General features: G+C 37.7%; 13 protein-coding genes and 1 pseudogene. 4 read left to right on the top strand and 10 right to left on the bottom strand.

The window, feature by feature from the left end:
• Positions 1-141: 141 nt before the first annotated feature.
• Complete coding sequence (locus MT390_RS19085) at positions 142-1545, bottom strand: DEAD/DEAH box helicase (RefSeq protein WP_499442769.1); 1404 nt, start codon at positions 1543-1545, stop codon at positions 142-144.
• Positions 1539-2108 carry a VspR family transcription factor gene (locus tag MT390_RS19080; RefSeq protein ID WP_499442767.1) on the bottom strand — a complete coding sequence of 190 codons (570 nt, stop codon included), beginning with the start codon at positions 2106-2108 and terminating at the stop codon, positions 1539-1541. Before MT390_RS19080 ends, MT390_RS19085 begins: the two co-directional genes overlap by 7 nt.
• A 105-nt stretch (positions 2109-2213) precedes the next feature.
• Between MT390_RS19080 and MT390_RS19075 the strand changes: the two genes are divergently transcribed.
• Together MT390_RS19075 and arfB (MT390_RS19070) are read left to right on the top strand one after the other, a co-directional pair.
• Positions 2214-2522: a helix-turn-helix domain-containing protein gene (locus tag MT390_RS19075; protein ID WP_499442765.1), complete on the top strand. Its 309-nt coding sequence runs from the start codon at positions 2214-2216 to the stop codon at positions 2520-2522.
• A gap of 299 nt (positions 2523-2821) precedes the next feature.
• The gene (arfB, locus tag MT390_RS19070) at positions 2822-3235 is read left to right on the top strand and encodes an alternative ribosome rescue aminoacyl-tRNA hydrolase ArfB (RefSeq protein WP_499442764.1); all 414 of its coding nucleotides are present in this window, start codon (positions 2822-2824) and stop codon (positions 3233-3235) included.
• Between the two features lie 344 nt (positions 3236-3579).
• Here arfB (MT390_RS19070) and arfB (MT390_RS19065) read toward each other — a convergent pair.
• Positions 3580-3807 (bottom strand): annotated as a pseudogene (gene arfB / locus MT390_RS19065) (alternative ribosome rescue aminoacyl-tRNA hydrolase ArfB); the annotation flags it as partial.
• Complete coding sequence (locus tag MT390_RS19060; protein WP_499442763.1) at positions 3807-4424, bottom strand: tRNA-uridine aminocarboxypropyltransferase; 618 nt, start codon at positions 4422-4424, stop codon at positions 3807-3809. The gene MT390_RS19060 and the pseudogene arfB (MT390_RS19065), both read right to left, overlap by 1 nt.
• Positions 4425-4467: 43 nt before the next feature.
• Between MT390_RS19060 and rrtA the strand changes: the two genes are divergently transcribed.
• Positions 4468-5079: a rhombosortase gene (rrtA, locus tag MT390_RS19055; protein WP_499442761.1), complete on the top strand. Its 612-nt coding sequence runs from the start codon at positions 4468-4470 to the stop codon at positions 5077-5079.
• A 111-nt stretch (positions 5080-5190) separates the two neighbouring features.
• Here rrtA and flgL read toward each other — a convergent pair whose 3' ends face one another.
• From flgL to flgJ, 3 genes are all read right to left on the bottom strand, one after another.
• Positions 5191-6660 (bottom strand): flagellar hook-associated protein FlgL, encoded by a 1470-nt coding sequence (gene flgL / locus MT390_RS19050; protein ID WP_499442760.1) that lies wholly within the window; start codon positions 6658-6660, stop codon positions 5191-5193.
• Between the two features lie 271 nt (positions 6661-6931).
• A complete protein-coding gene (gene flgK, locus MT390_RS19045) occupies positions 6932-8947 on the bottom strand; it encodes a flagellar hook-associated protein FlgK (RefSeq protein WP_499442758.1) in 2016 nt (671 codons plus the stop codon).
• A complete protein-coding gene (flgJ, locus tag MT390_RS19040) occupies positions 8940-9962 on the bottom strand; it encodes a flagellar assembly peptidoglycan hydrolase FlgJ (protein WP_499442756.1) in 1023 nt (340 codons plus the stop codon). Before flgJ ends, flgK begins: the two co-directional genes overlap by 8 nt.
• Before the next feature lie 178 nt (positions 9963-10140).
• Here flgJ and MT390_RS19035 point away from each other — a divergent pair, with 178 nt between their 5' ends.
• Positions 10141-11466 (top strand): Na+/H+ antiporter family protein, encoded by a 1326-nt coding sequence (locus tag MT390_RS19035; protein WP_499442754.1) that lies wholly within the window; start codon positions 10141-10143, stop codon positions 11464-11466.
• 149 nt (positions 11467-11615) lie between these two features.
• Here MT390_RS19035 and MT390_RS19030 read toward each other — a convergent pair whose 3' ends face one another.
• From MT390_RS19030 to flgG, 3 genes are read right to left on the bottom strand one after another with little or no spacing between them, the layout of a single operon-like run.
• Positions 11616-12740: a flagellar basal body P-ring protein FlgI gene (locus MT390_RS19030; protein WP_299668641.1), complete on the bottom strand. Its 1125-nt coding sequence runs from the start codon at positions 12738-12740 to the stop codon at positions 11616-11618.
• Between the two features lie 59 nt (positions 12741-12799).
• The gene (flgH, locus tag MT390_RS19025; protein WP_499442752.1) at positions 12800-13477 is read right to left on the bottom strand and encodes a flagellar basal body L-ring protein FlgH; all 678 of its coding nucleotides are present in this window, start codon (positions 13475-13477) and stop codon (positions 12800-12802) included.
• Between the two features lie 13 nt (positions 13478-13490).
• Complete coding sequence (gene flgG, locus MT390_RS19020; protein ID WP_166371503.1) at positions 13491-14279, bottom strand: flagellar basal-body rod protein FlgG; 789 nt, start codon at positions 14277-14279, stop codon at positions 13491-13493.
• Positions 14280-14289 lie beyond the last annotated feature (10 nt).

The following is a 14289-nucleotide window of genomic DNA, read 5'->3' as shown; positions in this document are numbered from 1 at the left end:
AATATGATCTGTGTTGGTTATAAAGTGGCATTATCGTGGCTTAGTAATATTGACCACAAATTTATAGGTCACTAAGTCGCTTGGGGGCGTTTGCGACTTAGCTTCCTAGCTCGGTTTGGGGGCGAAAGCGACTTAACATTTTTATAGGATATTATCCGAATTAAATATTTCTATTAGTCTTTTTCTGAATCCACCAAAAGCTTCTAAATGGTCATAAGTAACAAATGATTGTTGGTTCAAGTGCGTTTTAATCTTTTTAGATAAAGGTAAATTTTCAATATCGTTATCTATTTTTACTGGTTGATCATTGGCTAAATTCGCATTCGTCTTATTATTTTTTCCGATTGAACCATAGTCCATTTTTATTGCATTACTTCGCATTAATACACTCATATCTGGTAACTCTTGATCTATTCTGTTGGCAAAAATGCTTAACTTTTCTTCTGCCAACGTAAATAGCCAAGCTTCTTGATTCGTTGCTTGGCTTATTCTTAAAATACGCCCTAATACCTGCCTAAAATAAAGTTCTGTTTTAACTCGACTTAAATGACAGCAAACTTGTAATCTAGGAATATCTGTTCCCTCAGATACCATTCCTACACTGACAATCCATCGTGTGTTACTAAAACGAAAGTGGTTTATTTTTTCTGAAGCTTGAGCATCTTTGTAGGTAACAATGGTTGCTGATTGATGAAAATTTTGGGTGAGTGTTGTTAATATTTGTTCCGCGTGTTCAACAGATGCTGCAACAATTAACCCTGCAGCGTCAGAATTTAAGAGCCTAACCTCTGCCAACTTTTTAACGCCTTGAGCAATAATATAATCAATTATTACATCATGCCTGATTAGCTCTTGATATGAAATTGAAGGATTTTTTAGCAACTGCTTTAACGAGTTGTAAGTCTTAGTTCCTTTGTTTTTATGAGTTACTGAGATTGCTTCATTATCAATGAGTACAATCTTTGGATTTCTGCAGACACCATCAATTACAGCCTGTTGAAGAGAATAAGTGTAATTACATTGAATCTTATTATCAGGATCACTATATGTGGCTAATGCAATAGGAAGTAAATCTGATCGCCACGGCGTACCTGTTAACGCTAAAGTAAATGAAGCTTGATCTTGGATATTTTTTGCGATGTCTTGTCCCCAAACGTTGGCTTCTTCTACTGTAGAGCCAGCACAATGATGAATTTCATCAAACACCACAAGCACTCTGTTATTTCTGAGAAGCTTCCAATAATCATCATTAAAAAAACGCATGTTTTGATAAGTATAAGAGCAACCTACTGAGCCAATTACCCCATCAAAATTACAATTTAACCGTTTAGAAAAAGATCGTTTAATACCATTAGAAACTTCAGTTGAAGGCGAGAAACATATGACAAAATCAATTTGATCTGTTTCCAACATGTATACCGCTATTTCAGCGGCTAAAACTGTTTTTCCAGCTCCTGGTGTTGCTAAGCATAAAAAGTGTTTATTGTTGTTTATGTAATGCTTTTTAGCTACTTCGAGACACTCTTGTTGCCAAGTTCTTAACATGATTGATGCTCTGTTACCGTGTAACCAAGTAAGTTTTGCAGGGCATGGACTTTGCCTAATAATTTGATCGATTTATCTTTAGCTTCTGATTGATGTTGTTGTAGCTTATTTTGAAGCTCCGGGAAACGGACTGATAGGCGTTTATATTCCTTAGCCTCTTCTAGTGTTGTATTTAAATCAATTTCATAAGCTAAGAGTTCTTTTTTCAGTTCGGATTCGTAACTAGCTGATTTAGTTTTACTTATAGGCTCTTTTTTTTGTATCACCTTTTCCACTTTAGAGCCTCGTATAATTGGAACAATAGTTGATGCTAATAGCTTATCTGTCTTTGAATATATTACTTTCTTAGATCCACCATCAAATCTATCCGTTCGCTTAAGCAGACCCTTTTCAATATTTCGAGTTAATTGGCGATAAATAAATTTTCTAGTTTCAATTTCATCAGTAAATTCAGCATGTTCAAGCAATAAAGCATCTTTAGCTTCTGATACAGTGAAGTTATTCATCTGTTTGTTTACTAAAAGAGAATGCAAAAATACATTCATATTTACTTTATTCTTCATTGCCATACCTCAAAAACAACCATAAACTTAGGATTCCTAAGTATACATGTTGATATAAAAACTAGACAATCATTTTTATGTGAGAGTTATTGAGATGAAATACCAGTGCAGGTTAAATCCTTTTTTACAGAGCGTCTTAAAGAGGCTCGAAATAAAATGAAAATAAGTCAGAAAGATCTAGGTATTAAGATTGGAATAGATCCAAGTTCCGCAAGTGGCCGCATGAATCACTATGAGACCGGTCGGCATATGCCTGATATAGAAACCTTAAAAAAGATGGCGAAAGAGTTAAACGTACCAGTTAACTACTTTTTTTGTGAATCAGAAGAAAGTGCGACTTTGGCACGTTTGATCGATAAGCTTGATGATGAAGCAAAGCAAAAGCTTATTAAATTATTGGAAAATAATGAATAAAGTCGAGGAAGTTAAAGCTCTACACGGTATACCAATATAATTCAATTACCGAGTATTTTCAGTGTGAACTTATTTTTAAAATAAATTGTAAAACTTATATAACGCAAACCCCGTTACGCCCATTTTATGCTATACAAGCATAGTAGACTATCTCACTTATCTACCTTAAGAAATAAGCTCATTATCCCCGGCTAACAAGCCTAGTATGTCAGAGACAGTTTATTTGTTATTCTTAGCACCACAGATACTCAGCTAATAATAGAGTGTCCAAATCATCAGAACAACAAATAGGTGACGTTATGCTAGCAATCTCAAATTCCGTAACTATTGCAGATTGGGAAATAGAACTGAATGCAATTAGATCAGCAGGTAATGGGGGCCAAAATGTCAATAAAGTGGCAACAGCTATTCACCTTCGTTTTGATATCAAGCGGTCATCTTTACCCGCCTTCTACAAAGGAAAGCTACTTAAACTTTCTGATAGCCGAATCAACTCAGAAGGTATAATCATCATCAAGTCACAGCAATTCAGAACTCAGTTACAAAACAAAGAAGCGGCTTTGGAACGCTTGAAGGAACTAATTCTATCTGCGATAGTTGTACGGAAAGCTCGAAGAGCAACGAAACCAACTAAAGGCTCTCAACGTCGCCGAGTAGATACCAAAACTAAACGAGGTGCCTCAAAAGTATTGAGGAAAAAAGTAAATTTCTAATAAGATGAAGAGGACTTTATCAATATAAGTAAATTTAGACGAATAGTACCTTCGCCTCTCAAAAATGAGATAAGCCCCATATTGATAAAAAGTAGCTTGTTATATTCTTTCCATTCCACACTACACACTCGAATATTTATGCGTTTTTTTGACATATTTATGCAACAACTCTAAACCGTTAATTTAAGTAATAAGTTATTTTCTATTATAGAGAGATAAAAATTTAACTCTAAATTAGTTCGATAAAAAATATAATAAAAAATCTGCAGTCGCGCATATGATAAATAGATTTACAATACTTTTTTATTGACAAGTTTTAGGGGATTTTGAAGGTATCTGGGAAATTGCGCTTTTAATATAATAACGCCATCTTCCGTGACTCTATGATCAGATAACGCTAATAGGCGCTGTTTATAAAAATCAGGCAGAGTAGAACTTTTAATATCAAAACGTAAATGTATGGCAGAGTTAACTTTATTTACATTTTGCCCACCAGCGCCCTGTGCTCGAATCGCGGTTAATTGCAATTGCCAGTCGGCAATTTCTACACCTGCAGATATTTGTAATGGCATTAAACATCACCTCCTTTAAGCGGGTCTAAGTAATGTTTCTGATATACCTCAGCAGGCATACTTGCGATTTGAAAGTCGATCATTTTATTAAACGAATCCAATAAAGGAATGAATTTAGTATGATCATTTTCTAATGCGGATAATAAAGCATAACCAGCTTCCACCGTCGATAAACCATCTTCTCGGGGGGATTTTCTAATACGATAATTACTTTTATCTGTGACATCCATCATCACTTTCGGTAATGCTTGTAAAAAAGGATTATTCATTAATAACTTATAAGCCTTTTTCCAACTTCCATCGAGTAATATAAATTGCGTATTAGCATCTATTTTTTGCTTTTCCTGTAAGGTTGATACTGTATTAGCCTGCTCATCGGGAAACACTAAGAACGTATTCTCAAGATCAAAATCAGTCGCTTCAAAGGTATCTGCCGTAGTTATTTTTACTCGTGACAAAGATAACGCTAAAATTCGTGCCGTGCCGATCGCTTTATGTTGTTCACTTGGGTCTTGCAAAACATGTAAAAAGTGTTGATTATCAAGCGCACAAATTGAGGCACAAATACATGCAGGCAATGCTTTATTACATTGGCTGCAAACCGCTCTTTTACTCATTATTTGTTTCAACTTTTTTAAGGTTCATTTTTAAGGTTAATTAATGCGCTCAATATGGATTAACAACGCTATTATTTTGACACTCTGTTTATTGGTGTTTCTTTTTCAAGCAGATAGCCATCAATGGTTAGCATATTATCACAGCGATATTGAAAAGGGCCAATGGTGGCGTTTACTGACGGCACATATTTGCCACACTAACGGTTACCATTTAATACTTAATGGCATAGGCTTAGCTGTGGTTAGTGCTTTATTTTTGGATACTTTTAAAACTATTTCTTTAATTTTTTCAGCATGCTTCAGCGCGATTTTTATTAGTATTTGTTTATTATTATTAGAACCGGACTTGCAATGGTATGTAGGTTTATCAGGGGTATTACATGCACTATTTGCAATCGGGGTTTGCGATGAATTAAAAAAAGGAGATAGATGGGGAATAGTTTTAGGGTTGGGTTTTATCACTAAAATTGCATTTGAACAGTTTAATGGCCCTTCACTTATGACTGAATCATTAATTGCCGCCACAGTATTTATTAATGCTCACTTATATGGTGCGATTGCAGGTGTTGTATATTTTTTAATGATTCCACTCTGGCAAAAAATGCTTGTTACGGCAAAACGTGCGATAAAAAATAGTGTTAAAAATAACGAATGATAGGCTATAAATAACAAGAAAATAAAAGCGATATGCGATGTGTCTGTATACGAAAACCTTCACTTAGCAGAATGACATTATTATTACCTATGTTAATTATCGCTTCTATTTTTAGATCAAGTTAAACAAACTGAGTTGTTGCAGTTGTACGTATGTTTTTTGAGAGATCTCTAACATACTATATTGTTCTTGATATTCACTGATCGCAGCCGCCATATCTAAGTCTTCTAAACTGGATAACGTAGTCTGAGCGGTTAAATTAAAGTCCAATGTTGATTCACGTTGATTATCAATGGTTCTTAATCGTGCACCCACTGAACTTTGTGTACTCATAACGTTATCCATTGCACCATCAATTTGTAGCAATGAATTACTAAATGCACTATTACGTGCAGCCGTAGCTGTTTTATCGGTACCGGGAATGCGCAAAGCATCAATAGAACTCTGTAGCGTTGCAAAAATATCTTTTTCTTCACTTTGACGTAAGGTAAAAGAATCCCCATCAACTACATCTCCTTTAAGCTCAGTTTTAATGCCGTTGAATGTAATCGCTTTACCGTCTTCATAGGGTGTTGGTTCTACAAACTTGGTTAGCGCGTAACTATCACTATCATCAGGAAGACCATTAACTTCAAATTTGATACCGTCTATTTCAAAGGATTGCGCTTCGCTATATTCATTGACATTATTTGCATTATAAGGTGATGCGGATGACACCCCATTAATTGAAATAAAAAACTTTTTAGGTTCAGCTGAACTTTCTACAAATTTAATATCAAAAGAGGTTGTTGAGTTGGCGGCAACACTATTAATTTTAATCGTAGCACTGCCCGTGACTACACTTTTTTCTAATCCATAAACAGAATATTCTTGACCATCGGTACCATCAGTAATTGCAATTGTATAATCTTGATCTAGGTAATCACGCGCAGCGTTTGTATCAGCAACACTACCTTGACTAATCTCTGCACCACCTTGGTTTTCCGAACCAACCTCTGAAACAAAAGTACCATTACCTTCAGCTATATTCATAAAAACGTTAGCGCCGGAATCATTACCTTGAATCGACACTCCAGAGCCTATTCTATAGTCTCGTTCACCACTGTCTCCATGATATATAACTTGGCCAAACTCATTCTTTTGAAAAGGTTGTGTGTCCACTTCAAAGCCTGCGAAGATATATTGGCTGTTACCATCTTTGGTATTAGCAACCCCCATCAACTCATCACGTAAATTTTCAAGTTCGACAGCAATAGCTTCTCGATTTGATTCATTCATGGTGCCGTTACTACCGCTCACCATCAATTCGCGCGCTCGTTGTAAAATATTAGTACTCTGCGTAAGTGCAGTATCAATTAATTCGTTAGCGGACTCGGCCATTTTCCCATTTTCAATGAATTGTTCGCCCACTGAGATATCTTGCTTTAAGCGCTGTATGGTGGCAATAGCAACAGGATCATCACTAGCATGAATCACCCGCTTTTGGCTCGCCATATGCAAGTTTTGGTCACTTAACTCAGACTGTTGTGACATTAATGAACTAGTATTACGCATAAAAAGCATTTGAGATGAAATTCGCATACGGCCTCTCTGATTTCTTTTTGAGCTTGACGCTCACCTATTTAATTAAAATGCAAAAATCACGCCAGTATGGTTATAAAACAGCTAAAAAAGGTAAAGAGGGTAATTTTAGAAGTATACGAAGGATTAAAAAGGATCACTGTATAAATAACAGATACAGCTACTTTGGAAAAAGTTAAAAATAAATCTGTCTTTTAAAGTACGGCCTTGAATAGATTGTTTTAGCATTATCACCCAGATGTAAAAACAGCATTTGGATGATAACGAGATATTATCGAGCCGCCTGTAAAATAGTGTCAAATAATTCACTAGCAATGGTAATAACACGTGCAGCTGCACTGTAGTGTTGTTGATACATTAGTAGGTTTGCTGCTTCTTCATCCATATTCACTCCACTCACCGATTGAATACGTTCAAAAGATTGATTTTTTAATATTGCTGAAGATTGCATCGCTACATCTGCGTTTGCTGTTTTAGCGCCTATCTCGGAAATCATTTCACTATAAACATCTTGAAAGGTCGACTTACCGTCATTCATTATTTTAGTATTTTGCAGATCAGACATCGCTAAAATATTTCGATTATCACCTGCACCTGTTTCATTATAATTTAATGTGATCTCATCACCGGCAACGGGTATACCTTTTTCCATTTCTACCTTAACGCCACCAAATTCAAGTGTAGCTTTGCCAGTTAAAGGGTCAATTATAGCGGTTAACTCTGGTGTGTTAATTTGATTGTCATTTTTATCAAAAATATTATAAAAAACTTCGCTGGTAGTTGTATTCGTTGATATTTTAATTGTTATTGGACTATCTTCATCTATATAGTCAGGGTCATTTTTATCATTAATTTCACTTACATGAAATATTGCAGTGCCTGTATTAGTATCGCTAACTAACGCTTTAATTTCTGCCTCTGCAACGGCTACTTTTGTAGGGTCTGTCTCATCTAAACTAGCTTGCTGAGCCCCTAAACGTGTTGGACGTAAGGTGAATTCTTTACCGACCTGTAATGGATCTGAAGTTGAAATTGAATCGATTCCAATACTAATGCCTGCTCCAGGAATCTCAATACGCTTATCATTTGTCAAGTCAGCGATGGAAACAGTTTGAGTTTCGCCGGTGGTATTGTTGGTAACAGAAAATGTAAGATCTATACCAGGATCATTAGGAATTACTTTTAATGAGAATTCATCGGCAGATAACTCGCTTAAATCATCAATACGCACACTTAATGTGGCTTCACCTTTACCATCAGCATGACTTAATACACGGCTTTTCATGGCCTGATCACTATTAATATCATTAAATAATGCCGCACCAATCTCGCCGTCTAAGGTTTGACCTTGTTGTTGCTGCTCATTGATAGCGTGGGTTAAACCGATTACATTCTGGCCTAACTGATTAAATGCACGCTCTATTTCATTTTCACGAGTTTCAAACAACGCACTGACTTTCCCCCCAAACTTACTACCATCAACCGGCGATGTTTTACCATTATTACTTAATGCTAGTTCTTTTCGAGCGGGATCTGGGTCTCCGTTAATCGCAACAATAGATTGAGATTGAACACCCATCACTAAACCTTGGCCGCTGCCGATATAAATATTCACCATATTATTATCCGCTTCAAGCACGGAGACATTAACGTATTCACTTAAGGCGGTAATGGCCTGATCACGTCTATCTAATAAATCATTAGCATCACCACTACTGTCCGAACTAGACACAGCAAGTATACGGCTATTTAATGTTGCAATATTGTCAGCGAGTTCAGTGATCGCCGCGGCAGAATTCTCAATATCATAATTAACACCACTGTATTGCGTTTCTAATTGTTGATACAGCGTATTGTATTGATTGATCATATTCGATGCGTCTTCAAGGAATACAGCACGCGTTTCTATTGTATTCGGATGATCTGCAACATCGCCTAGTGAAGAAAATAAACTAAGAACGGACTTAGCAACAGAGGTGCTTTCATTCGAGAGTAATTTATCTAATTGGCTCGCTTGCGTGTAACTCACTTCGTTATAAGCGTGATCCGAGGTATTAATAATGTTTTCTTTAAATGCAAATTGATCATAGGCACGGTCAATTCCGTTGATAATAGAGCCATTACCAATAAAATTGGCCCCTAATTTTTGTGCCTGTGCACTGGTAATGTCAACAGTTTGACGAGAGTAGCCTTCCGTACTCACATTACTAATATTGTGACTGGTAGTTGCTAGACTTGCCTGTGAAGAGTAGATCCCCGACAGTCCAATTTGGAATAAATCAGCCATTGTTATTATCTCCCGCAACAACCGATTGGAAGTTATCGCTGTTCATAATCGCTTTAATTTTATCTGCATATTGTGGATCGGTTGCATAACCCGCTTGTTGTAACTCTTCAATATAACGATCTGCGTTCTCACCTTGCTGTAAAGCTTGCTCGTAGCGTTTATTGTTACTAATAAAATTCGTATAATCTTTAAAACTTTCATGTAGATTTTCGTAAACTCGAAAATTAGAACGACGCTGTACACCAACACCATCTTCAACCTCTAAACTGCTTTTATTAACGCTTTCACCCTGCCAACTATTGTGAGATTTAATGTTAAACAGATTGAAACTACTTTGCTGGTTGGCAGTTTGCAGCACTTTTTTACCCCAGCCTGTTTCCAATGCAGATTGAGCGACTAAAACCTCAGGTGAAATACCTAAAGACTTAGCTGCTTTTTGTGCATAGGGTAACAATGTGGCAATAAAGGACGATGGCGAACTAAAGTCAATTTTCTGTGCGCTAGCATTTGTATTAACATCATCGGCACTCTCCGCTTTCTGTTGCAATGCACTATCATTGATTTTTGTTTGTAATGACGCTTGTAATTGATCTGGCTTTTTAAAGTCAGTAACGCTTTCTTTTGTTGTTAAACTCATCATTTCAGGCTCTTGCTCAGGCATCATTAGTTGATCCTGTGGCACTGACTGTGGGCGTACCATAGATGTTGGGTCTAACTGCCTAACTAATGCATCAGCGAGTCCTAGCGAACCGTGACGACTGATATCAACGGCTAACTGCTTATCTTGCATATCCGTATAAAATTTTGTTTGTTGGTTATTAAAGGGACTTTCAGTTTCAAAGGCAGCGTTGGCTTCTCGCATTGATTTAATTAACATCGATGCAAACATAGACTCAAACTGATTCGCGACTTCACGGATCGTTTCTTTGTCATTGGTCTTGGTTTTTTGACGCAACTGCTCTAATCCTTGTAGATCAAAGTAATTACTTGCCTGTGTTACCGTTTGATTGCTCATTAACAGCCCCTATTTATACCGTTAAACTAATAAAGCAAAATAGGTGCCAACAGTTCCAATTAGAACTATAACTACCTTTTTTCTGATTAATAATAAAAAGGAGGTTAGTTTTCTCAGCAAAGTAGCGCCGCATCACGTAGAATGCCTGCGATTTTTACCCTACCCACAAGGAATAGTTATGCTTAACCCTGTTTTACTGGCGGTATGTATCATGCTTATTTTATCCATGATGCGCATTAATGTTGTTATTGCACTGACACTCAGTGCTCTAATTGGAGGTTTAACGGCTGGTTTATCTCTGCCTGATACCATCTCTGCATTTGAAAGTGGCCTAGGTGGCGGTGCAACTATTGCATTGAGCTATGCTATGTTAGGTGCCTTTGCCGTTGCGATTTCTAAATCAGGTATTACTGATTTATTATCACAAGCGATTATTAAACGCTTAAACGGAGAGCAGACACAACAAGTGTCTACAACCATCAAATACACTGTATTTACCGTTATCCTATTGATGACTATCGCATCACAAAATGTGATCCCTGTGCATATCGCATTTATCCCTATCTTAATACCGCCGTTACTGGGTGTGCTTAATAAATTACGAGTGGACAGACGTTTAGCAGCTTGTATTCTAACCTTTGGTTTAGTGACTCCTTACATGGTGTTACCCATCGGTTTTGGTGGTATTTTCTTAAATAACATTCTTTTAAAAAACTTACATGACAATGGCTTAGAGGTCACAGCAGCACAGGTACCGACAGCGATGCTTTTACCTGCTATGGGCATGATTGTGGGTTTATTAACAGCTGTTTTTATTAGTTACCGTAAACCGCGTATATACCAAGAAAAAGTAGCTAATTCAAAAGCTGCAGAATTCAAGGCACTAGATAAACGCCATATTATTGTTGCTTTAGTAGCAATTATTGCAACCTTAACTGTACAACTATTAACGGGGTCAATGATTGTTGGTTCGCTAGCGGGATTCAGTGTATTCACCGTGGGTGGCGTCATTGCTTGGAAAGAGACCCATGATGTATTCACTAAAGGTGTACACATGATGGCAATGATTGGTTTTATCATGATTGCCGCTGCAGGTTTTGCCGCAGTAATGAAAGCAACTGGCAGTGTGGAAACATTAGTAGAAGCATTATCTTCAGGTATTGGTGAGAACAAATCCTTAGCTGCAATATTAATGCTAGTGATTGGATTATTAGTCACCATGGGTATAGGCTCTTCGTTTTCAACTATTCCTATTATTGCCACTATTTATGTCCCACTAGCGATAGCATTTGGCTTCTCTCCAATGGCCATTATTGCATTGGTAGGAACAGCGGCTGCATTGGGTGACGCCGGTTCACCAGCATCTGACTCAACATTAGGACCAACGTCCGGCCTTAATGCTGATGGTGAACATGATCATATTCGTGACACTGTTATTCCAACTTTTCTACATTACAATCTACCGTTAATCGCCTTTGGTTGGATAGCGGCAATGACCTTGTAATAAGCATAGAGAAAAATAGTTTAAGAGCGACTTGCTGATATTGATCACGCGATAGCCCTTAACGTAAAAAGGGAAAACCATTGGTTTTCCCTTTTTTGTATCCGCATACTTTTTTGTACACGTGTAAATGAATCCATTACCGATAAAGATTAAATAATAACTAGCTCACCTTGTAACGCACCCGCTTGTTTTAATGCTTCTAGTATCGCCATTAAATCACCAGGCGCAAGCCCTACTTCATTCACTGCACGCACTAAATCATTTAGACTAATTCCAGTATCAAATCGAAACATACGGCTATCTTCCTGAGTAACATTAACAATACTATTTTCAACTACTTCAGTATCACCACCAGCAAATGGGTTAGGTTGCACGACTTCTTTATTTTCACTAATCGTGACACTAATACCGCCATGAGTAATAGCCGTTGGTAATAATCGAACATCTTGGCCTACCACTATTGTACCAGTACGCGAGTTAACAATGATTTTTGCCCCTGAGCGGGCAGGACTAAATTCTAAATTTTCTAGTGTTGATAAATAAGAAACACGTTGTGAGATATTACGCGGCGCTAACACCTGAACTGACGTTGCATCTAATAAACTGGCGGTATTAGGACCCACTAAGTTATTAATCGTATCTGCCATCAATTTTGCCGTAGTAAAATCAGAGTCATGCAGGTTAAAAGTAATAGTATCGCCCTGTCCAAAAGGAGAAATAACTTCTCGCTCAACAATGGCACCATTTGCAATACGACCAACGGTAGGTGTATTGATCACCACTTTCGAACCGTCAGCACCTTCAGCGCCAAGCCCTCCAACAACAAGACTCCCCTGTGCTAGCGCATAAACCTTACCATCAACCCCTTTCAAAAAGGTCTGTAACAACTCCCCCCCACGTAAACTTTTTGCTTCACCAATTGCTGACACAGTGATGTCAATTTTCTGACCTCGTTTAGCAAAGGCTTTTAATTCCGCAGTGATCGCCACTGGCGCAACATTTTTAATCTTTAAAGTTTGACCTTGTGGAATATTGATCCCAAAATTTCTTAACATGGTGGCGAAGGCTTGCTCAGTAAATTTACTACTTTTTTCCCCGGTGCCCGGTAAACCGACTACCAAACCATATCCAACTAATTGGTTGCTTCGAACCCCTTGCACACTGGCAATATCTTTGATTCTCGCTGCATCCGCTGTATTAACCAACAGCGATAGGGTTAAACCTAAGCATGCTGAAAAAAAACAGTTCGCTGTTCCTTTTGATGAAAATAGCATATGACTCTCCTTACCTTATCGCTTATGTAAATAATATCGCTGATGCAAATAAATGACTTTTAGAACGGCCAATAAGGGCCATTAAAGAATGCAGTTAACCAACCTTGGCTTTGTGTATTAGCAAAGGTGCCGGTGCCGCCATACTGAATGCGAGCATTGGCAACATGAGTTGATGAAACCGAGTTATCAGAACTAACATCTTCGGAGCGAATGACGCCACGTATGCGCACAAACTCTTCACCATTATTTAACATCAACCATTTTTCACCGCGAATTTCTAAATTACCATTACTTAAAACGCGTGTTACGTTAACTGTGATACTGCCTTTTAAACTATTGCTTTGGTCTGCATCGGCATCTCCGGCAAAACCACTGTTTTGAGAAATACCCCCTCCCAAGCCAAAACCAGGTACAAGTGAGCCACTAGGTAACGTAATATCGTCGACACTCATTTTATACGAGTTACTTTTATCCAAACTGGTGCCAGCTTGTTTAGTGGCCTTGGTTGATTCTTCTAGATTCACGGTGATAATGTCGCCAACGCGATGCGCTTTAATATCTGAATAAAGGTTATTAGCATAACTCTCTTGAAATAAAGACCCTGTAGTGACCACATTTAAGTCTGCTTCAAGTGGCTCTACCGGTGCATATTCAGGGTCATTCTTCACTTCTTGATTGGGTAGTGAAGTACAACCTACAACGCTAAATATTGCACATAAAATTATAATATTTCTCATATTAACCACCTATTTATAACTGTTGGCTAACGTAAGAGAGCATTTCATCAACCGCTGAAATTACTTTTGAGTTCATTTCGTATACACGCTGACTCTCGATCAAGTTAACCAGTTCTTCTGTTACGTTAACATTAGACGTTTCCAACATTCCCTGACGAATAAAACCTAATCCGTCACCACCAGGTACGCCTTCAATAGGTGCTCCAGAAGCCCCTGTTTCTGCGTATAAATTTTGCCCTAAAGGCTCTAAACCAGATGAGTTAATAAAATCATTCACATTTAATTGCCCAACCACTTGGTTTTCGGCTTGACCGGCAATACTCACTGATACTTCACCTTCAGCACCAATACTAATCGTTTGCGCATTTTCAGGAATTTGAATTTGTGGTAATAATGGATAACCAGAACCTGGCGTTACCATGACCCCTTCTTCATTAAGCATGAATTGACCGTTACGCGTATACGATGAACTTCCATCTGGCATTTCTATTTCAAAAAAACCACGACCATCAATCATCACATCTAAGGAGTTATTAGTGGTTAACGCATTACCCTGTGTAAAGTTCTTTTGTACCGCGACAACCTTTGCACCAGAACCAAGCATTAATCCCGAAGGCAGCTTAGTATTTTGTGTTTCATTAGCACCCGGTTGGTTAACCGTTTGATATAACAGATCTTCAAAAATAGCACGACTCTTTTTAAAACCAACGGTACTTGCATTGGCTAAGTTATTTGAAATAGTCGCGACGTTAGTTTGCTGTGCATCTAACCCTGTTTTACTGATCCATAAAGCGGAATGCATAACCTTTCTC

It is taken from the genome of Vibrio sp. 2-Bac 85, assembly GCF_037546705.1.
GTDB lineage: Bacteria > Pseudomonadota > Gammaproteobacteria > Enterobacterales > Psychromonadaceae > Psychromonas.
This window is presented reverse-complemented; position numbering and strand designations above follow the sequence as displayed.